Below are 25,217 nucleotides of genomic sequence, written 5' to 3' on the forward strand. Positions count from 1 at the left end.
CCACGTCGCCTTCTAGTGCTTGAGCAGGTTCGCGTCATCGAGCGACGCGGACCTGCGGGTTCGGAAGATCTGCATGATGATCGCGAGGCCCACGACCACCTCGGCGGCGGCCACGACCATCACGAAGAAGGCGACGACCTGCCCCTCGATGTCACCGTGCATCCGGGCGAACGCGACGAACGCCAGGTTGCAGGCGTTGAGCATGAGCTCCACGCACATGAAGACGATGATCGCGTTGCGCCGGACGAGGACGCCGACCGCGCCGATGGTGAACAGAAGCGCCGCGAGGACGATGTAGTTCATCGGGTCCACGAGGACTCGACCTCCTGTCCGTTTCCGTTGCCGTTCTCTTCGCCGTCGGTGGTGGCGGATGAGCCGCTGTCACCGTCGTCGGCGGGGCCGTCCTCCTGGTCGGCGGTGAGCCCGCCCTCCTTGGAGTCGGTCGAGTCCGACGCCCCTCCGGGGAGTGCGGACCGCCCGGTCTGGACCTCCATCGGCACCCCCGACTGGTACTCGGGGTCGCGGGCGGCCAGGACGGGGTTGAGCGAGAGCTTCGAGACCGAGCCGTCGGGCAGCAGCGCGGGCATGTCGATCGCGTTGTGCCGGGCGTAGGTGCCGGGTCCGGGCAGCGGGGTCGGGTGGTCGCCCCTGATGCGGTCCTCGGAGATCTCCCGCTGGGTGCGGCGCCTGCCCGTGCGGGCGGTGTGCGCGAGCACCATGGCGCCGAGCACCGAGGTCACGAGCAGCGCGGCGGTGGCCTCGAAGGCCACCACGTAGCGCAGCAGGAGTTCGCTGGCGATCCACGGGATGGTGCCGCCGACCGGCGTGGCCGCGGCGGCGATCCCGGCCGGGTCGCCCACGGCGATCCGGGTGATCCCCGTGGTCAGGGCGCCGACGAAGCAGATCGCCACGATCGCGGTCATGAGCCGCTGTCCGCGCAGGGTCTCCACGAGGGAGTCCGCGGAGCTGACGCCCACGAGCATCAGGACGAACAGGAACAGCATCAGGACGGCGCCGGTGTAGACGACGATCTGGACGACCATCAGGAACGGCGCCTCGTTGATGCCGTAGAAGATCGCCAGTCCGACCATGGCCAGCGCCATCGACATGGCCGAGTGCACGGCCTTGCGGGAGAAGACCACGCCCAGGGCGCCGAGCACGACGATCGTGCCCAGGACCCAGAAGACCGTGGCCTCACCGGAGCCGATGGGCGCCGCCGCGGCGAGGTGCTGCGCGGGGGAGGCGGGGGTGAGCGGGATCAACTGACCGCCCCCGTGTTCTCCGGCCGGTCCTGGGTTCCGTGCTCACCGCGCCCGGTGGCGTAGTAGTCGAGGTCGCTGTCCCCGAGGCGCATCGGGTGGGGCGGCTGCTCCATGCCCTCGCGCAGCGGGGCGAGCAGCTGCTCCTTGGTCCAGATCAGGCTCTGCCTGCTGTCGTCGGCCAGCTCGTACTCGTTGGTCATGGTGAGCGCCCGGGTGGGGCAGGCCTCCACGCACAGACCGCACAGGATGCACCGCAGGTAGTTGATCTGGTAGACGCGTCCGTACCGCTCACCGGGCGAGTACCGGTCGTCGTCGGTGTTGTCTCCCGCCTCCACGTAGATGGCGTCGGCCGGGCAGGCCCAGGCGCAGAGTTCGCACCCGATGCACTTCTCCAGGCCGTCGGCCCACCGGTTCAGCTGGTGCCTACCGTGGAAGCGCGGCGCCGTGGGGCGCTTGACCTCCGGGTACTCGACGGTGGGCACCTTCTTGAACATCGTGTGGAAGGTGACACCGAAACCCTTGACGGGGTTGAGCCACTCAAGCACCGGTAACCTCCCCCTTCTTCTCGTTGCGTTCGGCGGTGGCGGCCGAGGCCGTCCGCGACGGTTCGGCGAGCACGCTGCTGCCGTAGTGGGCGGCGGTGCTCGGGGGCACCGGGAACCCGCCGAAGGAGGGTTCCTTGTGGGCGCGGCGCGCGTTCTCGGCGCGCTGGCGGGCCTCCTCCGCGCGCTCGCGGCGCACGAAGCGGACCCAGGCGGCGATGGCCGCGACGGTGGCGATGGTGAAGGCCGCGACCACACCGGCGATGACCAGCGGGTGCGCCTCGTCGAGGACGAGCATGCGGACGACGGCCACACCGGTGATCCACACGAGCTGGATCGGGATGAGCACCTTCCAGCCGAGCTTCATGAGCTGGTCGTACCGGACGCGCGGGAGGCTGCCCCGGGCCCAGATGAACAGGAACATGACGGCGACGAACTTGAGCAGCCACCACAGGGCGGGCCACCAGCCCTCGTTGGCGCCCGGGAGGATCGCGGTGACCCCGGGCGGGGCGTACCAGCCGCCGAGGAAGAGCGTCACGGACACGGCCGCGACGGTGCACATGTTCACGTACTCCGCGAGGAAGAACATCGTGAACTTCATCGACCCGTACTCGGTCATGAAGCCGCCGACGATCTCGCCCTCCCCCTCCGCCAGGTCGAACGGGAGCCGGTTGGTCTCGCCGACCATCGTGACGATGTAGATGAGGAAGGAGGGCAGGAGCAGCACCGCGAACCACAGGTTCTCCTGGGCCGCGACGATGCCGGAGGTGGTGAGCGTGCCCGCCATGATGAAGACCGCGACGAAGGACAGGCCCATCGCGATCTCGTAGCTGATCACCTGCGCGGAGGCGCGCAGGCCGCCGAGCAGGGCGTACGGCGACTGGGAGGCCCAGCCGCCGAGCACGAACCCGTAGACGCCGAGCGCCGCGGTGGCCAGGACCAGCAGCGCCGCGATCGGCAGGTCGGTGAGCTGGAGCGGGGTCATGACCCCGAACATGTTCACCTCGGGCCCGATCGGGATGACCGAGAAGGCGAGGAACGCGGGGATCGCCGCGATCATCGGCGCCGCGATGTAGACGAACCGGTCCACCCCGCGCGGGATCAGGTCCTCCTTGAGGGAGAGCTTGATGCCGTCGAACAGGGACTGGAGGAGGCCGAAGGGGCCCATCCGGTTGGGTCCGTGGCGCTGCTGCATCCGGCCCATGACCTTGCGGTCGGCCATGATCATCATGAGCACGCAGATCATCAGGAAGACGAAGATCGCGAGCGCCTTGATGGTGGTGATCCACCACGGGTCGTTCCCGAAGGCGCTCAGGGTGCTCTCCGAGGCCAGTACGGCCGCGCGCGGATCGAGAGCGGCGGGGGTCACTGCTGCCTCCCGTTGGTGGTGGGCGCGGCCAGGATGACCGTCTGCCCGGCGGTGCCGCCCAGGTCACGGCGGATGTCGCAGCCGTGGGCGTTGGCCGGGAGCCAGACGACCCGGTCGGCGATGTCGGTGACGACCACGGGGACGGTCACCGAACCCCGCTCCCCCGTGACGCGGAGCGAACCGCCGTCGGGGACCCCGACCTCGTCGGCCGTGGCCTTGGACAGGTAGGCGCGCGGCTGGCGGGCGGTCCCGGCGAGGTAGGGCTCGCCGTCCTCCATCCGGCCGGTGCCCAGGAGCTGCCGCCACGTGGACAGCAGGGCCTGGCCCGGGGCGGGCGCGGGCAGCTCGGCCGGACGCACGGAGGGTCCGGCGGGCCGGTCACCCACCCACATGCCCAGCTCCAGGAGTTCGTCGTAGGCGCTGGCGGCGTCCGGCAGGCCCAGGTGGACGTCCATCTCGTTGGCGATCGCGGACAGTACCCGCAGGTCGGAGAGGGCACCGGGCACCTTGAGCGCGTCACCGAAGGGCCGGTGGCGGCCCTCCCAGTTGACGAAGGTCCCGGACTTCTCCGCGACGGCGGCCACCGGCAGCACCACGTCGGCGCGGTCGGTGACGTCGCTGGCGCGCAGTTCGAGGCTGACCACGAACGGCACCCTCGCCAGGGCCTCGCGGGCGGCGTCCGGGTCGGGCAGGTCGTCCAGCTCGACCCCGGCGATGACCAGGGCGTCCAGCTCACCGGACGCGGCCGCCGCGATGATCGCGTCGGTGTCGCGGCCGGGGGTCCCGGGCAGCGCGCCGACGTTCCACACGCGGGCCACCTCGGCGCGGGCCGAGTCGTCGGCGACCGGACGGCCCCCGGGCAGCAGGCCCGGAAGCGCGCCGGCGTCGATCGCGCCCCGCTCACCGGCGCGACGCGGAACCCAGGCGAGCCGGGCTCCGGTGCGCTCGGCCAGCGCGGAGACGGCGGTCAGGGCGCCGGGGACGGCGGCGAGCCGCTCACCGACCAGGATGACGGAGCCCTCCTGGCCGATCGCCTCGACCACCTCGGGGTGGTCGGCGTCCAGGGCGTTGAGGACGCGGGCCTCGTCGCCGGGGACGCTCCGGACCAGGGTGCCGGAGGTCTTGGTGAGACCGAGGCTGGCGTGGGAGGCGATCGAGTAGACCTTCAGCCCCCGCTTGCGCGACCCCTTGCGCAGGCGCAGGAAGGTGGAGGGCGACTCGTCCTCCGGCTCGAACCCGGCCAGCAGGACGGCGGGCGCCTTCTCCAGGGCGGTGAAGTCCACGCCCACCGGGGTCCCCGCCACGTGGGCGGCGAGGAAGGCGGACTCCTCGGCGGAGTGCTCGCGGGCGCGGGCGTCCACGTCGTTGGTGCCCAGGGCCACGCGCGCGAACTTGGCGTAGGCGTAGGCGTCCTCGTAGGTCAGGCGGCCGCCGACCAGGACCCCCACGTTGCCGCGCGCGGCGCCCAGCCCCTGCGCGGCGATGCTGATCGCCTCGGGCCAGGAGGCGAACTCCAGGGCCCGGGAGTCCTCGTCTCGGACCAGGGGGCGGGAGAGGCGGTCGGACCGGGTGGCGTAGGTGAACGCCCACCGGCCCTTGTCGCAGTTCCACTCCTCGTTGACCTGCGGGTCGTCCCCGGCCAGCCGCCGGGTGACCTTGCCCCGCCGGTGGTCGGTGCGCTGGGCGCAACCGCCCGCGCAGTGCTCGCACACGCTCGGTGTGGAGACCAGGTCGAAGGGGCGGGACCGGAACCGGTAGGCCGATCCGGTGAGCGCGCCCACCGGGCAGATCTGCACGGTGTTGCCGGAGAAGTAGGAGTCGAAGGCCTCCCCCTCGGCGATGCCGACCTGCTCCTTGGCGCCGCGCTCCATCAGCTCGATGAGCGGGTCGCCCGCGATCTGCGCCGCGAAGCGGGTGCAGCGGGCGCACTGGATGCAGCGTTCGCGGTCCAGCAGCACCCCGGTGGAGAGCGCGATCGGCTTGGGGAAGGTCCGCTTGACGTCGACGAACTCGCTCTCCCCCTGGCCCGTGGACATGGCCTGGTTCTGGAGGGGGCACTCGCCGCCCTTGTCACAGACCGGGCAGTCCAGCGGGTGGTTGATCAGGAGGAACTCCATGATCCCGCGCTGGGCCCGCTCCGCCACCTCGGAGGTGAGGTGGGTGTTGACCACCATCCCCTCCATGACGGTGATGGTGCAGGAGGCCTGCGGCTTGGGCATCCCGCGCCCGTTGCCCATGTCGGGGATCTCCACCAGGCACTGGCGGCAGGCCCCGACCGGGTCGAGCAGCGGGTGGTCGCAGAACCGGGGGATCTGGATGCCGAGCAGCTCGGCGGCCCGGATCAGCAGGGTGCCCTTGGGAACCCTGATCTGGAAACCGTCGATGGTGACGGTGATCAGGTCCTCCGGGGGCGGGGCGGGCGAGGACCCGCCTGAGGTGTTGGAGGTGACGGTCACCGGTTCCCTCCCTCTTCCGTGGTCGGCCGGTCCGCCCAGAGGGTGGACCTGGAGTGGTCGAAGGGGCAGCCGCCCTTCTCGAAGTGGTCGACGTACTCCTGGCGGAAGTGCTTGATCGACGACATGACGGGGCTGGTGGCTCCGTCGCCCAGCGCGCAGAAGGAGCGGCCGAGCAGGTTGTCGCAGATCTGGAGCAGCTTGTCGATGTCGGCCTCGGTGCCCTCGCCCCGCTCCAGGCGGTCCAGGACCTGGACCATCCAGAAGTTGCCCTCGCGGCAGGGAGTGCACTTGCCGCAGGACTCGTGGGCGTAGAAGGCGATCCAGCGGCCGACGGCGCGGACCACGCAGGTGGTCTCGTCGAAGATCTGGAGGGCACGGGTGCCGAGCATGGACCCGGCGGCGCCCACCGACTCGAAGTCGAGCGGGGTGTCCAGGTGCTCCTCGGTGAAGATCGGAGTGGAGGAGCCGCCCGGCGTCCAGAACTTGAGCCGGTGTCCCTCGCGGACACCGCCCGCCATGTCCAGGAGCTCGCGCAGGGTGATCCCGAGCGGGGCCTCGTACTGGCCGGGGTTGGTGACGTGCCCGGACAGGGAGAAGAAGCCGAACCCGGCGGACTTCTCGGTGCCCATGGACGTGAACCACTCGGCGCCGTTGGCGACGATCCCGGGGACGCTGGCGATGGACTCGACGTTGTTCACCACGGTGGGCGAGGCGTAGAGCCCGGCCACCGCGGGGAACGGCGGCTTGAGGCGGGGCTGGCCCCGGTAGCCCTCCAGGGAGTCCAGGAGGGCGGTCTCCTCACCGCAGATGTAGGCGCCCGCCCCGGCGTGCACGACGACGTCGAGGTCGAAGCCGCTACCGAGGATGTCCTTGCCGAGCAGCCCGGCGGCGTAGGCGTCGGCCACCGCCTGGCGCAGGCGGCGGATGACGTGGACGACCTCGCCGCGCACGTAGATGAAGGCCTGGTTGGACTTGATCGCGTACGAGGCGATCGCCACCCCCTCCACCAGCACGTGGGGGTTGGCGAGCATGAGCGGGATGTCCTTGCAGGTGCCCGGCTCGGACTCGTCGGCGTTGACGACGAGGTAGCGCGGGTTGGGGTTGTCCTTGGGCAGGAACCCCCACTTCATCCCGGTGGGGAAGCCCGCGCCGCCGCGGCCGCGCAGACCGGACTGCTTGACCAGGTCCACGATGGAGTCGGGCTCCATGGTCAGCGACTTCCGCAGTGCCTCGTAGCCGCCGGTGGCCCGGTAGCCGTCGATCGTGAAGGAGTCGGGCCGGTCCCAGTTCTGGGACAGGATCGGGGTCAGGGTGGTCACTTGGCGCCCTCCTCACCCTGGTCGGGGCGGGTGGGGAGGTTGTTCGGGTCGGGCGCGGTCCAGCCGTTGCGCTCCGCGATCCGGAGTCCGGCCAGTGACGGGCCGGCCGCCTGCACGCCCTCGCCCGCGCGGCCGTCGTCGAACCCGGCGAGCACGCGCGAGGCCTGCTTCCAGGTGCACAGGCTGGCGGGGCCACGCGTGGGGGCCACGTCCTTGCCCAGACGCAGGTCGTCCACCAGCTGCTTGGCGGTGGCCGGGGTCTGGTTGTCGAAGAACTCCCAGTTGACCATCACGACCGGCGCGAAGTCGCAGGCGGCGTTGCACTCGACGTGCTCCAGGGTGACCTTCCCGTCCCCGGTGGTCTCCGCGTTGGCCACGTCCAGGTGCTCCTTGAGGGCGGAGAAGATCTCGTCGCCGCCCATCACCGCGCACAGGGTGTTGGTGCACACGCCCACCTGGTAGTCGCCGCCGGGTTCGCGGCGGTACATGGTGTAGAACGTGGCGACCGCCCTGACCTCGGCGAGCGTGATGTCCAGCTGGTCGGCGCAGAACCGCATGCCCTCCGCGCTGACGTGCCCCTCCTCGGCCTGCACCAGGTGCAGGAGCGGGAGCAGCGACGAACGCGGCTTCGGGTAACGGCTGATGATCTCCTTGGCGTCCTGCTCCAGACGCGCCACGACCTCGTCGGTGAAGACCCCGGGGGTCTCCACGGGTGTGTTCTCGTTGGTCTCGCTCACCGGTCCACGCCTCCCATCACCGGGTCGATACTGGCCACGGCCGCGATGACGTCCGCCACCGTCCCGCCCTCGCACATGGCGGCGACGGCCTGGAGGTGGGTGAAGGACGGGTCGCGGAAGTGCACGCGGTAGGGGCGGGTGCCCCCGTCGCTGACCGCGTGGCAGCCGAGCTCGCCCTTGGCGCTCTCCACCGCCACGTAGGCCTGGCCCGCGGGGACCCGGAAGCCCTCGGTGACCAGCTTGAAGTGGTGGATCAGCGCCTCCATCGAGCCGCTCATGATGTGCGCGATGTGGTCCGGCGAGTTGCCCATGCCGTCCGGGCCGAGCGCCAGCTTGGCGGGCCAGCCGATCTTGGCGTCCTCGATCATCACCGGGCCGGGCTGGAGCTTGTCCAGGCACTGCTCGACGATCTTGAGGCTCTCCTCCATCTCGGCGATGCGCACCCGGTAGCGGGCGTACACGTCACCGCCGTCGGAGACCGGGACGTCGAACTCGTAGTCCTCGTAGCCGCAGTAGGGCTTGGCCTTGCGCAGGTCCCAGGCCAGGCCCGAGGCGCGCACGAGCGGCCCGGTGATACCGAGCGCCATGCAACCGGGCAGGTTGAGGTACGCGACGTCCTTGGTGCGGGCCAGGTAGACGGGGTTCTCGTCCAGGAGCTTGCGCATGGTCCCGATGCGCTCGGGCATCTCCTTGAGCAGCTCACGGATCTTGCCCACGGCGCCGGGCGGCAGGTCCTGCGCCACCCCGCCGGGCCGGATGTAGGCGTGGTTCATCCTCAGGCCCGTGACGAGCTCGAAGATGTCCAGGATCATCTCGCGCTCACGGAAGCCGTTGGTCATCACCGTGGTGGCGCCCAGCTCCATGCCGAACGTCGCCATGGCCACGAAGTGCGAGGCCATCCGGTTGAGCTCCATGAGCATCACGCGGATGACGCTGGCGCGCTCGGGCACGCGGTCGGTGATGTCGAGCAGCTTCTCGACCGCCAGGCAGTACGCCGTCTCGTTGAAGAGCGGCGTGAGGTAGTCCATGCGGGTCACGAACGTGGTGCCCTGCGTCCACGTCCGGTACTCCATGTTCTTCTCGATGCCGGTGTGCAGGTAGCCGATGCCCACGCGGGCCTCGGTACAGGTCTCGCCGTCGAGCGTGAGGATCAGGCGGAGCACGCCGTGGGTGGAGGGGTGCTGGGGGCCCATGTTGACGACAAGGCGTTCGGCGCTGGTGCCCTGGGCCTTCTCGATGACGTCGTCCCAGTCCCCACCGGAGGCGTCGATGTAGTCCTCGGTGACGGTCATGCCGTGCCTCCCTTCTGGAGGGGCCTTCGTGTGGCTGGTGTGGTGGCCGCGCGGATCACGTGTAGGACCGCCGCTCGTCCGGCGGGGGCACCGTGGCGCCCCGGTACTCGACCGGGATGCCGCCCAGCGGGTAGTCCTTGCGCTGGGGGTGGCCATGCCAGTCGTCGGGCATCTGGATGCGGGTCAGCGACGGGTGGCCGTCGAAGACGATCCCGAAGAAGTCCCAGGCTTCGCGCTCGTGCCAGTCGTTGGTCGGGTAGGCCGACACGATCGAGGGGATGTGCGGGTCCGCGTCGGGGCAGGTGGTCTCGACCCGGATCACGCTGTTGTGGGTGATCGACCGGAAGTGGTACACCGCGTGCAGCTCGCGTCCGGCGTCCTCCAGGTAGTGGACGCCGACCACGCCCGTGCACAGCTCGTACCGGAGCGCGGGGTCGTCGCGCAGGACGCGGACCAGCTCCAGCAGGGCCTCGCGGCGCACGTGGAAGGTGATCTCACCACGGTCGACCTCCACCCGTTCGACCTCGGCCTCGCGGCCGATCGCGGTGAGAGCCGCCTCGAGGTCGTCGGCGACCCTGTCGAAGTCGGCGGTGCGCGGGTCGTCGGGGTCCGTGAAGGGGCGCTGGCTCTGGGCGGGAGCGCTCCCCCGCACCTGGAGGCCACCGAATCCGGAGGTGTCGCCCGAGGTCTGGGCGCCGAACATGCCGGTGCGCCTGACCGGTGCGGCCAAGCGCTCGCGACCGAGCTGGTCGGGGAGGTTCTCCGCCGCCTCGTCGCGCTCGTTCTCGTTGCTCATGTCAGTCCTTGGTCACCAGGGGCAGCGAACGGCGGAGCAGGCGCTCCTCGGTCTCGGTGATCTCCTGCTCGCGGTGGGCACCGAGCTTGGTGTTCTGCACCTTGTCGTGGAGCTTGAGCACGGCGTCCAGGAACATCTCCGGCCTGGGCGGACAGCCCGGCAGGTAGATGTCGACCGGGACGATGTGGTCCACGCCCTGGACGATCGCGTAGTTGTTGAACATGCCGCCGCTGGAGGCGCAGACGCCCATCGCGATGACCCACTTGGGTTCGGGCATCTGGTCGTAGATCTGGCGCAGGACCGGGGCCATCTTCTGGCTGACCCGTCCGGCCACGACCATGAGGTCGGCCTGGCGCGGGGTGGCGCCGAACTTCTCCATGCCGAACCGGGCGAGGTCGTAGTGGGGGCCGCCGACCGCCATCATCTCGATGGCGCAGCAGGCCAGCCCGAACGTGGCGGGCCACATGGACGACTTGCGGGCCAGGCCGACGACCTGTTCGACCGTGGTGAGCGCGACTCCGGCTGGCAGCTTCTCTTCGATACCCATCAGCTGCGGACCTCCTCGGGGGTGGGCGGCTGGGTGTGTTCGGGGGCTTGGGGGGTCAGCTGGATCAGTCCCATTCGAGGCCTCCGCGGCGCCACTCGTAGGCGTAGGCGATGGAGACGTTCACGAGGAAGAGGATGATCGCGATGACGCCGAACCAGCCGAGGGCGTCGAAGTGCACGGCCCACGGGATGAGGAAGATGATCTCGATGTCGAAGACGATGAACATCATCGCCGTCATGTAGTACTTGACGGTGAAGCGGCCACCGCCCGCGGGCTGCGGGGTCGGTTCGATTCCGCACTCGTACGCCTGCATCTTGGCCCGGTTGTACCGCTTGGGTCCCATGACCGCACCGGCGACCATCGACAGGACGACGAAAGCGGCGCCGATCCCACCGAGCACGAATATCGGTGTGTACAGCTCCACGGCTCACCCTCCTCCACTGAATGGCTGGTCGGAGCGCGCGACCGGCTGACTTGTGAACGTTTTCACGTGCTTCTCTCGGCTCTTCCCGAAATGTCTTGTGGTGTGGCCGGACCGCGGAGAAACGGCGGTCCGGCCGTGCGTGTGCGCGCCCTCGCCCGCTAGGCGGCGGGCGCCATCCTGGACAGGCCGTTGATGACCCGGTCCATGGCGTCGCCCTTGCTCGGCTCCGTGAGGTTGGCGAGCATCTTCAGCACGAACTTCATGAGCGTGCGCTGACGCAGTCCGTACTTGGTCGCGTACTTCATGAACTCGGGCTGGCCGATGACCTTCACGAAGTAGCGGCCCAGCGTGTAGTAGCCGCCGTAGGTGTCGGCGAGGACCTCCGGGTACCGCAGCAGTGCGCGTTCGCGCGTCTGCTGGGTCGGACGGCCGTGCGCCTGCACGATCACGTCGGCGGCGATCTGCCCGGCCTCCATGGCGTAGGCGATGCCCTCACCGTTGAAGGGGTTGACCATGCCGCCCGCGTCGCCGACCAGCAGCAGGCCGCGCGCGTAGTGCGGGACCCGGTTGAAGCCCATCGGCAGCGCGGCGCCGAGGATCTTGCCCTTCTGGTTCTCCTCGGTGAAGCCCCACTCCTCGGGCATGGACTCGGTCCACCGGCGCAGGAGCTTGCGGTAGTCCACGTCCTGGAAGGCGGACGTGGAGTTGAGGATGCCGAGGCCGACGTTGCTGGTGCCGTCGCCGACACCGAACACCCACCCGTAGCCGGGCAGGAGGACGTCCTTGTCCCCGCTGCGGTCCCACAGCTCCAGCCAGGACTCCAGGTAGTCGTCCTCGTGGCGGGGGCTCTCGAAGTAGGTGCGCACGGCCACGCCCAGGGGCCGGTCGTCGCGCTTGCGGATGCCCATGGCGACGGAGAGCCGGGAGGAGTTGCCGTCGGCGGCCACGACCAGCGGCGCCCGGAAGGTCACGGGTTCGCGGTCGGCGTTCTTGGCGTGCACTCCGACGATCCGGTTGCTGCGCTCGTCCATGAGCGGCCCGGTGACGTTGGTGCGTTCCAGGAGCTTGGCACCGGCGGACACGGCCCGGTTGACCAGGATCTGGTCGAAGTCGAGGCGCGTGCGCACGAGGCCAAAGCCCGGATAGGAACCGAGGTCGGGCCAGGGCAGTTCGAGACGCACGCCGGCCCCGACGATGCGCAGGCCGTGGTTCTTGATCCACCCCTCGTCCTCGAAGGTGATCCCCATGGAGGTGAGCTGTTTCACCGCCCTCGGGGTGAGGCCGTCGCCGCAGACCTTCTCCCTGGGGAAGGAGGTCTTCTCCAGGAGCAGGACGTCAAGCCCGGCCTGGGCCAGGTAGTAGGCGGTGGTGGAGCCAGAAGGGCCAGCGCCGACGACGATGACGTCGGCGTCGTACTCGATCCGTTCCCGGCCTCTGGGAGAGGAGGTGGCTGTCTCGCTCACGGATGTGTCCTCGACTACTCGCGCGGTACACCGTGGCGGGTCAGTGCGGGTTCGACCCGCTCACGGGGGGTGCAATGGGTTGTTTGGGGACTTCCGACATATCCGACATGGGTCTTGTGTCATAAGCCTCGTGGCCTTGTGAAGCACTTCACAAGCCACTTTTCCGCAGTCTAGACCCTCACGAGCCAGGAGGCGACCCCCGGGGGGCATTCTTCAGAAAATCGGATATTGAGCCCACAAGCCTCCACACACCCACCAAAGCCGTCACAAACAGTCAAAAGCGCAGCTAGCGCCACCTGCTGAACACCTGGTGACCCATGGGTAACAGAAAAACCCCAAGGAACAGATCATTCCTTGGGGTTTGCGTACTTTTTAAGTTAGAAGAGAAGACTTTCGCCTTGTGAGTGCTATGTCTGTTTTTACTTCTCGCGGAAGCCGCGGTGCAGCGCCACTGTGCCCAGCGTCAGGTTGCGCCACGCGACCCGCGACCATCCGGCGCCCTGGAGGTACTTCGACAGCTCCGCCTGGTCGGGCCAGGCCATGATCGACTCCGACAGGTAGTCGTAGGCCTCGGAGCGCCCGGAGAACGCGCCGGCGATCTTCGGCAGCGCCGCCATCAGGTAGGTCGAGTACAGCTTGTCCACGAACTCCACCGGGATGTGGCTGAACTCGCAGATGACCAACCGGCCGCCGACCCTGGTCACCCGGCGCAGCTCCCGCAGCGCCTGGTCGACGTCGGCGACGTTGCGCAGACCGAAGGAGATCGTCACCGCGTCGAAGGTCTCGTCGGCGAAGGGCAGCGAGAGCGCGTCCCCGGCCACGAAGGTCACCCCTGCGCGCGAGGCGCCGCCCCGGCGCCGGGCCCCGTTCTGGAGCATCCCCAGAGAGAAGTCACAGGCGATCACGCGGGCGCCCTTCTTGATGAAGGACTCCGAGGAGGTTCCGGTACCCGCGGCCAGGTCCAGCACCAGTTCGCCGCTGTGGGCGTCGACCGCGTCGACCACCGCGCGTCGCCAGACGCGGTCCTGGCCGAGCGAGATGACGTCGTTGACGAGGTCGTAGTTCTCTGCGATGCCGTCGAACATCGCGGCGACGTCCTGGGGCTTCTTGTCGAGCTTCGCGCGGGTCATGGCACCAGCCTAAGGGTGGCCGGACAGCGCGGAGGACCGGGCCGCACAGGAGCCCGGAAGGGCACTGACCAGGCAGACGGTCGATTACTTGACGTAGTCAAAGGCATACTCCGTGCAATGATGTGGTAACCGAAACCACCACCGCGCGCCCGAGGAGTCCCGTGAAACCGGCCCGATCGTTCGTCGCCCTGACGATGAGCTCCCTTCTCCTGTTCCCGCTGGGGGTCGCGACCGCCGCGCCCGCCCTCGCCGCACCCCACCAAGGCGTGGTCAGCGAACAGCCGGTCCAGTGGACCCCGCACGTCCTGGACGGGACGGTCAAGGACATCCTCCGGATCGGCGACACCGTCGTGGTGGGCGGGGAGTTCCAGAGCGTGTCCGACGCCGACGGCGCCCGGACCCACAACCGGCGCAACCTGTTCGCCTTCCGGCACGGCACCGGCGAACTCCTGCCCGGCTTCGCCCCGCAGGTGGACGGCACCGTCAACACCCTGGCCGAGGGCCCGAACGGGTCGCTGATCATCGGCGGCCAGTTCCAGCGGGTCAACGGTTCGGCCAGCCGTGGGATCGCGCGCGTCGACGCCAGGACCGGCCGGAACGTCTCCGGCTTCGGCGCCAAGCTGGACGACGGGAGCGTGTACCGGCTCGCCAGCGACGGACGCCAGGTCTACGTCGGCGGCAACTTCACCGGAGTGAGCGGACAGGAGCGCACCGGGCTGGCCCGGATCGACCCCGCGACCGGCCGGGTGGACGCGGGCTTCACCCCGACCATCTCCGAACAGCGCCGGGGCGTCCTGCGCGTGCAGGAGCTGGCCCTGAGCCCGGACGGCCGCAGGCTCGCCATCAACGGGACGTTCACGAAGGTCGACGGCCTGGACCGGTACCAGATCGCCATGATCGACACCGCGAAGGGGGCGCCCACCACCTGGTCGACCTCGGCTTACGAGGCGGAGTGCGACTACTCGGCCATCCACACCTACATGCGGCAGATGGACTTCGCCCCGGACGGCTCCTACTTCGCCGTGGTGACGGGGGGCGGGCCGGAGGTGAAGCCCGGCCTCTGCAAGTCCACGGCCCGGTTCGAGAACACCGACGCCGCGAACTCCGACCCCACCTGGTCCAACCTGACCGGCGGGGACACCCTGTACTCGGTCGAGGTCACCTCGTCCGCCGTCTACGTGGGCGGCCACCAGCGCTGGATGGACAACGAGAAGGGCGCCCTGAACCCCGGTCCGGGCTCGGTCGCCCGCGAGGGCATCGCCGCAGTGAACCCCGACACGGGCCGGGCGCTGCCCTGGAACCCGGGGCGCTCGCGGGGCCACGGCGTGGAGGCGTTGCACGCGACCTCCGACGGCCTCTACGTCGGCAGTGACACCGATCGGCTGGCGGGCGAGTACCACGCGCGTCTGGGGATGTTCCCGGCCCTGTGAGGGGCCGGCGTCAGGTGAGCGCCTGACGAGGAGTGGCCACGGGGTGGTGTCCGAGCGGTCGGACCACCGCCCCGTCGGTCACTTCTGGGTGTTCTCGGACTCCTGGGCGCGCAGGATCTCGTCCTGGATCTCGTCCTCCCGGGCCGCGCCGCCCTCCAGGCGGTCCCCCACGGCCTTGTCCTGTTCCTGACGCTTCTTCGACCAGTCGTCGACCGAGGCCGACATCTGGTCGCGCCACTTGGAAAGGAGAACGTAGGAAGCGAGGCCGCTGATCAGCCACGCGAGAACCAACGCGATCCACGAGCGCGCGCCGAAGAGGTAGACGACGCCGAAGGCGCCCGCGAACAGCGCCACGCGGGCGGCGGTATAGGTCAGCCAGCTACGCATCAAAAAGCCTCACAACAGACGTTTACCTGCACTAGATTGGGCAGCGAACCCATCCACGCAGATCAGGTGCGTGGACGGCCGAGTCATACGACCGCGGTCGAAGGGGTGGTGTCCCGGATCAGGCAGCCTTACCTCCAGGTTAAGGGCGTGTCTTCGCCGGTCCGCACCAGGGCGGGGTGTGTCCCGTCGCAGGCCGCGCGCGGTCAGCACTGGATTCAGATAGTCATGGGATGTTTGCAATCCCGACAGCCGGGTCTGAACATCACGTTCCGATCACATATCCCCCGCTTCTCCCCCGAACGCCGCAATTTCTCCGAAAACTAGGGAGGAAACGGACCAACTCGTGCACACTAGGGGATCAAACGCCCGCCGCCCCCTCAGTCCAGGCGGGCACGATTGGGGGAATGTGAAGGTGGAACGAGCAAGCGAACGCCTGTTGACCCCCGGGGAAGTGGCCTCACTCTTCCGGGTTGATCCCAAGACCGTGACTCGCTGGGCCGCCTCCGGGCGCATCAGCAGTATTCGGACCCCCGGCGGGCACCGCCGATTCCGGGAGTCCGAGGTACGCGCCCTCCTGCTCGGGGAACCGAGCGAGAGCACCACCTGAAGGACGTTCGGCACGCCCCCGACGGTCCCGGACCCGACGACCCCCGGTGGTCTGCCCCGTACCCGGGCCGGTGTCCCCGGCCGGGAGGGGTCGACAGCGAGAGTAGGCTGGAACCATGGTGTGGCTCGGTGGCCTGATCACGCTCGTGTCGATCGTTCTATGGGTGTACGCGTTCTTCGACGCGTTGACCACCCCTGCCCAGGAGGTCCGTAACCTCCCGAAGGTCCTGTGGCTGGTCGTCATCGCCCTGTTCATGCCCGTGGGTTCGATCCTGTGGCTCTTCCTCGGTCGTCCGCCCAAGCCCGTCTCCGTCCTGGGCAACGCGTCCTCCCCCGCCGAGGCCGCCAGGTCCGTGGACGACCTCGACCCGTCAGACTTCGCCAAGCCCTCGGACAGCCCGCACCCGCTCGGTCCCGACGACGATCCGGAGTTCCTCAAGGACCTCAACCGTCGGATCGATCCGGAGGACTGAGTCTCCGCAGGAGCTGGCACACGCCACACCGCGCGCGACAGTCGCGGAACCCGGAACACACAGGTGGGGCCGTACCCGAACGGGTACGGCCCCACCTTCGTCCCACTGCCCGGACCGGGGTCAGGCGTAGGAGTGCAGCCCGCTGAACACGTAGTTCACGGCGAAGAAGTTGAACATGACGGTGAGGAAGCCGATCACGTTGATCCAGGTCGCCTTCGGACCGCGCCAGCCGCCGGTCGCCCGGGCGTGCAGGTAGGCCGCGTAGATCACCCAGGAGATGAAGGACCACACCTCCTTGGGGTCCCACCCCCAGAACCGGCCCCAGGCCTCGTCCGCCCACACGGAACCGGCGATCACACCGAAGGTCCACAGCGGGAACGCGAAGAGGATGAACCGGTGCGAGATGCGGTCGAGCAGGTCGGAGCTGGGCAGGCGTCCGGAGATGCCCGCCACCTTCTCACCCAGGGCCCGCTTCGCCTCGGCCCGGTGCGCCACCAGGTAGGTGATGCCCGCCGCGCCGGAGACCATGAAGGCGCCACCCGCGATGATCACCGCGGAGACGTGGATCGGCACCCAGTAGGACTGGAGCGCCGGGATCAGCGGGCCCGGGTCCACGTACAGCCACCGCACACCGATACCCAGCAGGATCAGCACCGGGACCAGCACGAACGCGCCGAGGAAGCGGGCCTGGTAGCGCCAGGAGGCGTAGAGCAGCGCGCCGACGGCCACCAGGCACATCGCCACCACGAACTCGAACATGTTGCCCCAGGGCCAACGTCCCGCGGCCAGCCCCCGGGTGATGATCTGGGCGAGGCCCAGCACGAAGCCCAGAGCCGTCACGCCCAGCGCGATCAGGCCGAGGACGCTCTGGGAGGCCTGCGCCTCCCCCTCGTCCGTACGGACGTTGACCTCGATGTCATCGTCGTCGGCGCCCTCGACGGAGCCCGCGCCCACGGGCATGAGGCGTCCGGCCCTGAGCTTGGTGCGCTGTCCGTAGGCGGCCTCGATGGCGAAGAGGAACAGCGCGGCCGCGTACGTCACGATCATCGCGATGATCAACGTGTCACTGGCCGACGCCATCGTCTCGTCCACCGGTCCGGCGAGTGTGTACGTCACCGGTCACTCCCTCTTGTCGTCGACCCTCGCGGGTCGGATGTGGTGTGGGGGCCGTCGTCGGGCTCGCTCCTGAGCCGTCCGGCGAGCCGTTTGGTGATCTCGTGGAACTCGGCGTTGTCACCGGCGACCTCGGTCTTGCCGAGCCCGGCCAGCTCCACGCGGGTGGTGCCGTCCTCCCCCTTGGTCGCGCGCACCCACACACGGCGGGGACGGACGAACAGGGTCAGGAGCAGCCCGGCCACTGCGGCCGTGGCCGCGCCCAGCGCGGGCAGGCGGGCACCGTCCCGGTTGCTCTGGAGCGTGGCGTACTCCTTGTAGCCGGTGAAGGTGATCGAACCGGCCTCGTCGGGCAGCTCCCAGGTGTCGCCCACCGCCATGACGGGGGACTCCCCCAGCGGTTCCATCCCGGCGGTCTGGAGCTGGTAGACCGACTGCGGATCCACCATTCCCATGTCGCCCTGGTAGGCCTCCAGCGTCACCCTCGGGTTCTGCGCCCCGGGGAAGGACGAGACCAGCTCACCGTCGGGGTCCTCGGCCGCGGTGGGCAGGAAGACCCCGACGAAGCCCAGCTCCTCGCCTCCGGTGTCGGGCACCTTCACCACACCGTCGGAGGTGTAGCTCATGGTCTCGCGGTGCAGGAACGGGACCGCCTGGTCGAAGACCAGGTCCCCGTCGCCGTTGCGGACCTCGAACTGGGGCGCGTACCCGTGCCCCAGGAGGTACACCTGGACCCCGTCCACGCTCAGCGGGTGGTTGACCTCCAGGGTGTGCTGCTGCTCCTCGGCGCCGGGCGACTCCGTGTAGCTCAGCTCCGCCACGTAGGACTCGGCCTGTCCCCGCAGGTCCCCGTCGTCGATGAAGGAGGCCTCGAAGCTGTCCAGGTGGATCGTGAACGGCTCGAAGGCGTCGGTGTCGGTCCAGTGCCCCGGATAGATGGCGTCGTAGGAGGGCAGCGTGTTCGCGAACCCGTCCCCCTCGACCAGCAGCATGTTGCCCCGATAGCCGAAGAAGGACCCCGCGGCCAGGGCCAGCAGCAGGGCCAGCAGCGAGAAGTGGAACAGGACGTTGCCCGCCTCGCGCAGGTACCCCGTCTCGGCCGAGACCGAGTCACCGTAGCGCTCGACCCGGTACCCCTTGAGCACCTTGCGGGCCTGTTCCAGGGCGCTCTCCGGCGAGGCCGCGGTGCCGAACCGGGCCACGTACGGCATCCGCCCCAGGTTGCGCGGGGTCGCCACCGGACGCGCCCGTACCGCCTTGGCGTGCACCAGCGCCCGCGGGATCACACACCCGGCCAGCGACACGAACAACAGCAGGTAGATCGCCGCGTACCAGGGCGAGGAGAACACGTCGAACAGGTGGAACCGGTCCAGCCACGGAGCCAGCTCCGGGTTCTCACGGAAGTAGGTGGCGACCTCGTCGACGCTCACCACGTTCTGCGGCAGGATAGACCCCGGGATCGCCCCCACGGCCAGCATGAACAAGAGGATCAGCGCGGTGCGCATCGAGGTGAGCGTGCGCCACACCCACCGGATCCAGCCCACGGGGCCCAGCCCCTTCGGACCCGGTTTCCCGGCCTCGGGCGCCCCCGCCTGGTCGGCGTTCTCGGAGTTCTCGGACGTACGCGTACTCAAGTCAGATCACCGTCTGGAAGTTGGCGGCCCAGCCCTGCATGGCGATGGTCATCTGGGTCCACAGACCCGTCACCATCGCCAGGCCGACCAGGACGAGCATGACACCGCCGATCACGGTGACGGTCCGGGTGTGGCGCTTGAGCCAGCCGAACGCGTTCAGCGCGCGCCGGTAGAGCAGCGACGCCACGATGAACGGCAGGCCCAGCCCGACGCAGTAGACCAGGGACAGGAGCATGCCGCGCCCGGCCCCGCCCTCGATGAAGGCCAGCGTCTGGACGGCAGCCAGGGTCGGGCCGATGCACGGCGTCCAGCCCAGGCCGAAGAGCACACCGAGCAGCGGGGCGCCCGCGAGACCGGCGCGGGGCAGGCGGTGGAAGCGGAACTCCCGTCCCAGCCCGGGCAGCACGCCCATGAAGGCCAGCCCGAGGAGGATCGTGAGCGCGCCGAGCACGCGGGTGATCGGATCGGTGTGGTCCATGAGGAGGTCACCGAGCCAGCCGATGAACCCGCCCACGGCGACGAACACCAGGCTGAACCCGGCGATGAACAGGACGCTGCCGGTGACCATGGTCCAGCGGCGCCCGGCCAGCTCGGCGTCGACGTCGGAGAGCGTGCTCGTGGCGGTCGTGCCCTCGGCGCCCGAGGCGGGGTCGGGGGCCTTCGCCTGACGTTCCCGCACATGGGAGCCGCTCATCCCGGACACGTACGACAGATAGCCGGGGACCAGGGGCAGCACGCACGGGGAGAGGAAGGAGACCAGTCCGGCGGCCAGGGCCAGGGGTGCGGCCAGGAGGAGGGAGCCGGACATCACGGTGGTACCGATCGCGTCCATCAGTCGCCGTTCCCGTCCTGGGCGTCCTCGTCGGAGCCAGGGGCGCTCGCGTCCTCGGAGGGCTCCGCGCCCTCGGAGGGCTCCGCGCCCTCGGTGGGCTCGGCTCCCTCTCCGTAGCCCTCCAGCTCCGAGACCCGGGTCCGCTCCTCTGGATCACCCAGGTCGAACTCCACCACCAACGGGTCGAGCAACCCCGTCAACTGGCCGTACGTCGTCGGACCGATCACCCGCGCCGCGATGTTCCCCTCGGGGTCGATCAGCAGCGTGCTCGGGATCGCCCGCGGCGGCACCGTCTCACGGAACGCCTGCGGGATCTCCCCCGGCTGGTCGTACAGGCTCGGATACTCCACACCCTTGTTCTCGGTGTAGGCGATGGCCGCGGTCTCGTTGTCCTTGATGTTCACGCCCAGGAAGTCCACGCCCAGGTCCCCGTACTCGGCGTGCACCTCGTCCAGCACCGGCTGCTCGGCGCGGCAGGGACCGCACCAGCTCGCCCACACGTTCACCACCAGGATCCGGCCCTCGTACTCCGACAACGACAACTCGTCGCCCTCGAAGGTCGTCCCCGTCACCTCCGGCGCCGCCGCGCGTTCTCCGTCCTCGAAGACCGTGGCGCTGCCGTCACCCGAGATGAACCGGTCCTCCTCGCCCCCGGTCTCGATCTCCGTCCCCCCGGCGCATCCGGACAGGACGAGGACGGCCGCCACCGCGGCGGCCGACAGGGACGGCACGGCACGACGGCGTCGCGTACCTGGGCTGCTACTGGGCATCGAGGGGACCTCGCGAACCGGGTGTGATCAGGGCGGACTACAACAACGACAAAGTGTAGTAGATGCCCTGGGGCCGGCTCGGCCGCCCCGACACATGGGAGGTCCTCCGGTACGGCGCCCGAGGTGGCCGGTGTCCGGCGGGAGGTGGGGCGCGGACTCGGGGGAGGCGTCGGGCGCGGGACGGCACACGTCAGGGGCGATGCTGGGGAACATCGCCCCTGAGTGGTCGGCGGATCGGGCGCTGGGTCAGTGGGCCCCGCCCCCGGGTCCGGCCTGGCCTGTCAACCAGCCTCGACGAATGCCTCGCGGAGGTAGTCGTGTACGGCCCGTTCGGGGACCCGGTAGGAACGCCCCACACGAATCGCGGGGAGAACTCCCGAGTGCACCATTCGGTAAACGGTCATCTTGGACACACGCATGATCGTGGCGACCTCCGCCACGGTCAGGAACCTGACCTCTTCGAGAGGCGGTTTGCTCCCGTTCATCTTCCGACGCCCTCATTCCCGGACGTGAGCATTGTCTACCGTTCAGCCCTGGCGTGCCTCACGGTGCTCGGGGGACCCCGGCGAAACAGTCCCCGTCCCACCGACACGCCAGCGTGTCATGCTGTCACTACTGACACGTCCGTTTTCAGAGTAGAGCCGAGTTCCCCTCTACGGAAGGTCGTTCGTGCTGTCTTCGTGGCCGCGCGTTGACCAAGGGTCAGATGAGGTTTAACGCTGGGTATAAATGGCCGACCACACTCAAAGAAGGCCCGCTCTGGCGAGCACGTAGTCGCGCAGCGGAGCGTAGTCCTCGGGTAGGTATCCGTCGTCGAGAGGCACGGTGACCAGCAGTTTTCCCTCATGTTCGGCGAGGAAAAGAGCGGGGTCGTTGCAGTCGGCGAAGCCCACCGTCGGCACCCCCGCCTCCCCCGCGGCACCCGCGAAACCGTGGTCGGCGATGACCAACTGCGGCCATGGCTCACCCCGGTCCGTGAGTTCCGCCAGGATCGCCCGCATCGCGAAGGGGTGGTGGCTGTGCCGGGGCAGGTGTCCGTCCGTCACCAGGGCCACGTCCTCCCGCCAGACCACGATCCGCCGGTTCGGCGGCCGTTCCGTGGTCACCTCGTAGGAGTAGCCCCCCGCCGCCGTGAGGACCTTGCACCCGCGTGCGGAGAGCGCGTCCTTCCACGACTGGTAGGTGTCCCGGAGGTTGCGCGGGTGCCCGGTGGCGAACATGACGCTCTCCTGGCGCCGGGCCGCCAGCGCCAGCCGGTCGCCGAGGGCCTCCAGGGCGTCGATGGTGAGGTCGGGGTCGATGGTGTCGATCCCCCACACGTACTCCTCGTCCCCCACCACGCCGCAGCGCTTGTTCATCAGGGCGAGGACCTCGGCGTACGTCCAGTCGTGCGCGAAGGTCAACCCGAACTGGTGGTACGGGTCCTTCTGTACGAGCCTCCGGTAGTGGCGCAGGTTGTTCTGCCGTGGGGTGTCGACGTGCCCCGCGATCCCCGTGCGAACCAGATAGGTGATGAGTTCGGCGCGTGTCGGCGGCGTCACCTGCGTTCCCCTTCCTCGTCTGCGCGGCGAGCCGGTGACACGCCGCGCGACCACCACGGCTTCGGCTCCTGTTCGCCCGGTAATAATCCCCTTCCTACCCGCTGAACGCGCGCCACGCGGCAATCGCGGAGATTTCGCGTGGTGTGATCGGCGGCGGCGCCGGGTGGGCGGGGCGGAGGGGTCCGGCTCAGAGGGTGGGGTCGATCCCGTGGCTGGGGAACACCGCGGTGCGGGTGGCGTGGATGGCCCGGTCGACGGGGTCCCCGGGGTCGTAGCCCTGCTCGAAGGGGGTGAAGGAGACCCCTCGGCCGTCGGTCATGTAGAGCGGGGCGAGCTCGCCGGTGCGCTGGCGCACGAAGTCGCGCCACCCCTGCGGAGTCTCCCGGTCCGGGTCGATGGGCGCGCCCGCCGCCTCGGCCAGAAGGTGGGTCCAGGCCCGGGGCACGACGTGGACGAGACCGTAGCCGCCGCCACCGAACAGCAGCCAGCGGCCGCCCGCCGTCTTGCGCGCGAGCTTGTGCAGCTCCTCGTAGGCCCGGCGCTGCCCGTCCACGCTGAGCGTGAGGTTGGCCAGGGGGTCGAGGGCGTGGGTGTCGCAGCCCTGCTGGGTCACCAGGATCTCCGGCTGGAACTCGTGCAGCAGCGGCGGGACCACGGCGTCGAAGGCACGGTGCCAGCCGGTGTCGCCGGTCCCGGCGGGCAGGGGGACGTTGACGGCGTACCCCTCGGCGTTGGGGCCGCCGACCTCCGAGGCGTGTCCGGTACCCGGGAACAGGGTCGCGGGCGACTCGTGGAGGCTGATGGTGAGGACCCGGGGGTCGTCGTAGAAGGCGTTCTGGACGCCGTCCCCGTGGTGCACGTCCACGTCGACGTAGGCGACGCGCTTGGCGCCCTGTTCCAGGAGCCAGGCGATGGCCAGCGCGGGGTCGTTGTAGACGCAGAACCCCCACGCGTTGCCGTGCATGGCGTGGTGGAGTCCGCCCGCGATGTTGGCGGCGTGCGCGCTCTGTCCCGTCCACACGGCCCGGGCCGCCGCCACGGAGGCGCCCGCGATCAGCGCCGAGGCCTCGTGCATGTGCGGGAACACGGGGTTGTCGGTGGTGCCGAGCATGTGGGCGTCGTCGGGCTCCAGGGTCCGACCGGCCCGCTTGACCGCCTCGACGTAGGCGGGGTCGTGCACCAGGGAGAGGAGTTCGTCGGAGGCCGGTTCGACGTCCAGGAGGTCGACCCCCGCACCCTCGAAGACGCCCAGCTCGCGGCTGAGCGCCATGGTCAGCTCGACCCGGATCGGCGCCATCGGGTGCTGCGGCCCGAAGTCGTAGGCGGTGAGTCCGTCGTCCCATGCCACCCGAAGTGAGCAGGACGTGCGCCCTCCCATGTGGTGACCCCCGTTTCAGGTGTGCGTGCTCCGAAGCACACAGTACGCAAGGCCGGGCCCGGGCAGAACCCCGGGTCCGGTTCGTTCTCCGGCGCCCTCGGGCGGGAACCCGGCCCCGGAATACGGGAACGGCCCCGGAGGGGGGTTCCCTCCGGGGCCGCGGGGCCCATGACGGCGGTCCCGCCGCCGCGCGTGTCTAGCCGTTCTCCATCTTGTAGTAGCAGGACTTGTAGGTCTCGCCCGCCTTGAGCTTCTTGGTGCCGTGGAGGGGCTTGCCGAAGCCGGACTCGGTGGAGGTGATCATCAGCCGGTACTCGCCCGGGTCCAGCTCGATCCGCATGACCTCGCCGTCGTCGAAGCAGGAGTTGCCGGTGGGCGGCGAGGTGTAGACCTTGCAGCCCTCACAGGGGTCGGTGAACTCCTCGCCGTGGACCGCTTCCGGTCCCACGTACATGAAGTGCATCTCCTCCGGCGAGTTGTTGGTGAACTCGATGACGACCTTGTCGCCGCCTCCGGTCTCGTACGGGCTCATGTCCTCGATCGAGGACTCGCCGAAGATGGTCTGGAGGTCCATCTTCTGCTCGATGCGACCGGCTCCGATGTGCTTGGTGAGCTTCTCGACGTCGTCGGTCTCGTAGTCCGGGTGGCTGGCCTCCAGGTACTCGACCGTCTCGTCCGCGTCGTCGAGGTCGCCGGAGTCCACCTGCGCCCAACCGCAGTTGAGCGCGGCGTCGGGGCGCTCGTCCTCGATGCGCTCGGCGATGTCTGGGGCCGCGTCCCAGGAGAGGTCGTCGAACATCCCGATCTGGTCGAAGGCCGAGCACCAGTTCTCCGACTGGTAGTCGCCGGTGGCCACGTCGTACAGCTCGACGAGGGCGTCGGGCACCTGAGCGGCGGACGGGGTGTCGGAGAAGTCCTCGGCGATGAACGCGTAGGTCTCCTGCGCCTGTCGGAAGGCCTCGCTGACCTCGTCGGTCACGGTTCCCGTGTACATCTGGTCCGCGTCGGCGGCGAGCTGGGCGGCGTAGTCGAAGTGGATCTCCGCGATGCTGCCGTCGGTGTCCTCCCAACGGGAGCCCGCGTGCGCGAAGTAGTCGGTGTAGGACTCCAGCGCGTGGTCGTAGGCCTCGTTGGCCACGTCGGACTGGGCGCGGCGCAGGATCTCGCAGGCCTCGCCACCCTCGCGGGCCCTGTTCATCAGGGACGGCGACATGGAGAGCTGGAATCCGCCCTCCACCTGGCCGTAGCCGTCGATGGCGGTGTCGCAGTCGCCGTTGGCGTGGGCGGTGTCGGCGACGCGGAGCCGCCACTCACCGGTCTGCCAGACGCCGACCAGCGACAGCGCCATGACCACGACGAGGCAGGCGGCCAGGACGACAGGTTTGGATCCGGCCGTGGGCTGCTCGCCCCGGGCCATGAGGCGCCGGTCGTGCTTGCGCCCGGCGAAGAGGCCGTGCACCACGGTGACCAGGACCCACGCGAGCAGGGCCGGAGCCCAGGTGAGCAGGTTGTCGGCGGCGCCCATGACGGCGGCAGTGACCAGCAGGCCGATGGTGACGGCCAGGTTGATCCCGAAGAACACCCAGCTGCGCAGGTAGAAGTAGCCGGCGCCGACACCGGACAGGTTGAGCAGCGCGGCGCGCAGCCCGGCCTTGGACTTGAAGAGGCCGAGCGGGGGCAGGGGCGGCGGCGGGGGTCCACCGAACTGACCGGAGG

At 69.5% G+C, this 25,217-nt stretch carries 25 protein-coding genes; 3 read left to right on the forward strand and 22 right to left on the reverse strand.

The window, feature by feature from the left end:
• Nucleotides 1–12: 12 nt before the first annotated feature.
• The 13 genes from nuoK to ADX84_RS16310 all read right to left on the reverse strand — a co-directional run bounded on the left by nuoK (nt 13) and on the right by ADX84_RS16310 (nt 13,337).
• Nucleotides 13–312, reverse strand: coding sequence for an NADH-quinone oxidoreductase subunit NuoK (gene nuoK, locus ADX84_RS16250; RefSeq protein WP_017543069.1), 300 nt, complete (start codon nt 310–312; stop codon nt 13–15).
• Nucleotides 300–1,262: an NADH-quinone oxidoreductase subunit J gene (locus ADX84_RS16255; protein ID WP_049574964.1), complete on the reverse strand. Its 963-nt coding sequence runs from the start codon at nt 1,260–1,262 to the stop codon at nt 300–302. The genes nuoK and ADX84_RS16255 overlap by 13 nt, the downstream gene beginning before the upstream one ends.
• Nucleotides 1,259–1,807, reverse strand: a complete 549-nt coding sequence (nuoI, locus tag ADX84_RS16260) for an NADH-quinone oxidoreductase subunit NuoI (protein WP_049574967.1) — start codon at nt 1,805–1,807, stop codon at nt 1,259–1,261. Before nuoI ends, ADX84_RS16255 begins: the two co-directional genes overlap by 4 nt.
• Complete coding sequence (nuoH, locus tag ADX84_RS16265) at nt 1,800–3,173, reverse strand: NADH-quinone oxidoreductase subunit NuoH (RefSeq protein ID WP_049574979.1); 1,374 nt, start codon at nt 3,171–3,173, stop codon at nt 1,800–1,802. The genes nuoI and nuoH overlap by 8 nt, the downstream gene beginning before the upstream one ends.
• Nucleotides 3,170–5,629, reverse strand: a complete 2,460-nt coding sequence (locus tag ADX84_RS16270; RefSeq protein ID WP_049574984.1) for an NADH-quinone oxidoreductase subunit G — start codon at nt 5,627–5,629, stop codon at nt 3,170–3,172. The genes nuoH and ADX84_RS16270 overlap by 4 nt, the downstream gene beginning before the upstream one ends.
• Nucleotides 5,626–6,948, reverse strand: a complete 1,323-nt coding sequence (nuoF, locus tag ADX84_RS16275; protein ID WP_017543074.1) for an NADH-quinone oxidoreductase subunit NuoF — start codon at nt 6,946–6,948, stop codon at nt 5,626–5,628. Before nuoF ends, ADX84_RS16270 begins: the two co-directional genes overlap by 4 nt.
• Nucleotides 6,945–7,685 carry an NADH-quinone oxidoreductase subunit NuoE gene (gene nuoE / locus ADX84_RS16280; protein WP_017543075.1) on the reverse strand — a complete coding sequence of 247 codons (741 nt, stop codon included), beginning with the start codon at nt 7,683–7,685 and terminating at the stop codon, nt 6,945–6,947. Before nuoE ends, nuoF begins: the two co-directional genes overlap by 4 nt.
• Nucleotides 7,682–8,977 carry an NADH-quinone oxidoreductase subunit D gene (locus ADX84_RS16285; protein ID WP_049574988.1) on the reverse strand — a complete coding sequence of 432 codons (1,296 nt, stop codon included), beginning with the start codon at nt 8,975–8,977 and terminating at the stop codon, nt 7,682–7,684. The genes nuoE and ADX84_RS16285 overlap by 4 nt, the downstream gene beginning before the upstream one ends.
• A gap of 55 nt (nt 8,978–9,032) precedes the next feature.
• A complete protein-coding gene (locus ADX84_RS16290; RefSeq protein WP_049574991.1) occupies nt 9,033–9,773 on the reverse strand; it encodes an NADH-quinone oxidoreductase subunit C in 741 nt (246 codons plus the stop codon).
• 1 nt (nt 9,774) lies between these two features.
• Complete coding sequence (locus tag ADX84_RS16295) at nt 9,775–10,320, reverse strand: NADH-quinone oxidoreductase subunit B family protein (RefSeq protein ID WP_017543078.1); 546 nt, start codon at nt 10,318–10,320, stop codon at nt 9,775–9,777.
• A gap of 64 nt (nt 10,321–10,384) precedes the next feature.
• A complete protein-coding gene (locus ADX84_RS16300; protein ID WP_017543079.1) occupies nt 10,385–10,744 on the reverse strand; it encodes an NADH-quinone oxidoreductase subunit A in 360 nt (119 codons plus the stop codon).
• A gap of 158 nt (nt 10,745–10,902) precedes the next feature.
• Entirely contained in the window at nt 10,903–12,207 is a 1,305-nt protein-coding gene (locus ADX84_RS16305; RefSeq protein ID WP_017543080.1) for a geranylgeranyl reductase family protein, read from the reverse strand.
• Between the two features lie 419 nt (nt 12,208–12,626).
• Nucleotides 12,627–13,337, reverse strand: coding sequence for a demethylmenaquinone methyltransferase (locus tag ADX84_RS16310; RefSeq protein ID WP_049574996.1), 711 nt, complete (start codon nt 13,335–13,337; stop codon nt 12,627–12,629).
• Between the two features lie 161 nt (nt 13,338–13,498).
• Between ADX84_RS16310 and ADX84_RS16315 the strand changes: the two genes are divergently transcribed.
• The gene (locus ADX84_RS16315) at nt 13,499–14,767 is read left to right on the forward strand and encodes a delta-60 repeat domain-containing protein (RefSeq protein ID WP_049575000.1); all 1,269 of its coding nucleotides are present in this window, start codon (nt 13,499–13,501) and stop codon (nt 14,765–14,767) included.
• A 78-nt stretch (nt 14,768–14,845) separates the two neighbouring features.
• Here the strand turns inward: ADX84_RS16315 and ADX84_RS16320 are convergent, their stop codons facing one another.
• The gene (locus ADX84_RS16320) at nt 14,846–15,154 is read right to left on the reverse strand and encodes a DUF4229 domain-containing protein (RefSeq protein WP_049575005.1); all 309 of its coding nucleotides are present in this window, start codon (nt 15,152–15,154) and stop codon (nt 14,846–14,848) included.
• A gap of 406 nt (nt 15,155–15,560) precedes the next feature.
• Between ADX84_RS16320 and ADX84_RS25585 the strand changes: the two genes are divergently transcribed.
• Together ADX84_RS25585 and ADX84_RS16325 are read left to right on the forward strand one after the other, a co-directional pair.
• Nucleotides 15,561–15,761, forward strand: a complete 201-nt coding sequence (locus tag ADX84_RS25585; RefSeq protein ID WP_026116196.1) for a BldC family transcriptional regulator — start codon at nt 15,561–15,563, stop codon at nt 15,759–15,761.
• Nucleotides 15,762–15,876: 115 nt separating this feature from the next.
• The gene (locus tag ADX84_RS16325; RefSeq protein ID WP_049575009.1) at nt 15,877–16,233 is read left to right on the forward strand and encodes a PLD nuclease N-terminal domain-containing protein; all 357 of its coding nucleotides are present in this window, start codon (nt 15,877–15,879) and stop codon (nt 16,231–16,233) included.
• Nucleotides 16,234–16,353: 120 nt separating this feature from the next.
• Here ADX84_RS16325 and ccsB read toward each other — a convergent pair whose 3' ends face one another.
• The 8 genes from ccsB to ADX84_RS26380 all read right to left on the reverse strand — a co-directional run.
• Nucleotides 16,354–17,349 carry a c-type cytochrome biogenesis protein CcsB gene (gene ccsB / locus ADX84_RS16330; RefSeq protein ID WP_049575013.1) on the reverse strand — a complete coding sequence of 332 codons (996 nt, stop codon included), beginning with the start codon at nt 17,347–17,349 and terminating at the stop codon, nt 16,354–16,356.
• Nucleotides 17,346–18,980, reverse strand: coding sequence for a cytochrome c biogenesis protein ResB (locus ADX84_RS16335; protein ID WP_049575017.1), 1,635 nt, complete (start codon nt 18,978–18,980; stop codon nt 17,346–17,348). Before ADX84_RS16335 ends, ccsB begins: the two co-directional genes overlap by 4 nt.
• Nucleotide 18,981: 1 nt before the next feature.
• Nucleotides 18,982–19,812 (reverse strand): cytochrome c biogenesis CcdA family protein, encoded by an 831-nt coding sequence (locus ADX84_RS16340; RefSeq protein WP_049575020.1) that lies wholly within the window; start codon nt 19,810–19,812, stop codon nt 18,982–18,984.
• The gene (locus ADX84_RS16345) at nt 19,812–20,582 is read right to left on the reverse strand and encodes a TlpA family protein disulfide reductase (protein WP_369801095.1); all 771 of its coding nucleotides are present in this window, start codon (nt 20,580–20,582) and stop codon (nt 19,812–19,814) included. The genes ADX84_RS16340 and ADX84_RS16345 overlap by 1 nt, the downstream gene beginning before the upstream one ends.
• Nucleotides 20,583–20,863: 281 nt before the next feature.
• Nucleotides 20,864–21,067: a helix-turn-helix domain-containing protein gene (locus ADX84_RS16350; protein WP_013155995.1), complete on the reverse strand. Its 204-nt coding sequence runs from the start codon at nt 21,065–21,067 to the stop codon at nt 20,864–20,866.
• 258 nt (nt 21,068–21,325) lie between these two features.
• Nucleotides 21,326–22,123, reverse strand: coding sequence for a phosphatase (locus tag ADX84_RS16355; protein ID WP_049575031.1), 798 nt, complete (start codon nt 22,121–22,123; stop codon nt 21,326–21,328).
• Nucleotides 22,124–22,310: 187 nt separating this feature from the next.
• The gene (locus ADX84_RS16360; RefSeq protein ID WP_049575035.1) at nt 22,311–23,471 is read right to left on the reverse strand and encodes an acetoin utilization protein AcuC; all 1,161 of its coding nucleotides are present in this window, start codon (nt 23,469–23,471) and stop codon (nt 22,311–22,313) included.
• A 226-nt stretch (nt 23,472–23,697) separates the two neighbouring features.
• Nucleotides 23,698–25,217 (reverse strand): hypothetical protein (locus tag ADX84_RS26380; RefSeq protein ID WP_049575040.1); only part of this gene is annotated, 1,520 nt, incomplete at its 5' end.

The organism is Nocardiopsis sp. SBT366 (genome assembly GCF_001083815.1).
GTDB classification, from domain to species: Bacteria; Actinomycetota; Actinomycetes; order Streptosporangiales; family Streptosporangiaceae; genus Nocardiopsis; species Nocardiopsis prasina.

Bases quoted from the DNA above. Each gene is read 5' to 3' on its own strand.
- ADX84_RS16345 (WP_369801095.1), bottom strand. From the start codon at position 20,582: ATGCCCAGTAGCAGCCCAGGTACGCGACGCCGTCGTGCCGTGCCGTCC.
- ADX84_RS16320 (WP_049575005.1), bottom strand. From the start codon at position 15,154: ATGCGTAGCTGGCTGACCTATACCGCCGCCCGCGTGGCGCTGTTCGCG.
- ADX84_RS16310 (WP_049574996.1), bottom strand. From the start codon at position 13,337: ATGACCCGCGCGAAGCTCGACAAGAAGCCCCAGGACGTCGCCGCGATG.
- ADX84_RS16295 (WP_017543078.1), bottom strand. From the start codon at position 10,320: ATGGGTATCGAAGAGAAGCTGCCAGCCGGAGTCGCGCTCACCACGGTC.
- ADX84_RS16350 (WP_013155995.1), bottom strand. From the start codon at position 21,067: ATGAACGGGAGCAAACCGCCTCTCGAAGAGGTCAGGTTCCTGACCGTG.
- ADX84_RS16325 (WP_049575009.1), top strand. From the start codon at position 15,877: ATGGTGTGGCTCGGTGGCCTGATCACGCTCGTGTCGATCGTTCTATGG.
- ADX84_RS16285 (WP_049574988.1), bottom strand. From the start codon at position 8,977: ATGACCGTCACCGAGGACTACATCGACGCCTCCGGTGGGGACTGGGAC.
- ADX84_RS16340 (WP_049575020.1), bottom strand. From the start codon at position 19,812: ATGGACGCGATCGGTACCACCGTGATGTCCGGCTCCCTCCTCCTGGCC.
- ADX84_RS16290 (WP_049574991.1), bottom strand. From the start codon at position 9,773: ATGAGCAACGAGAACGAGCGCGACGAGGCGGCGGAGAACCTCCCCGAC.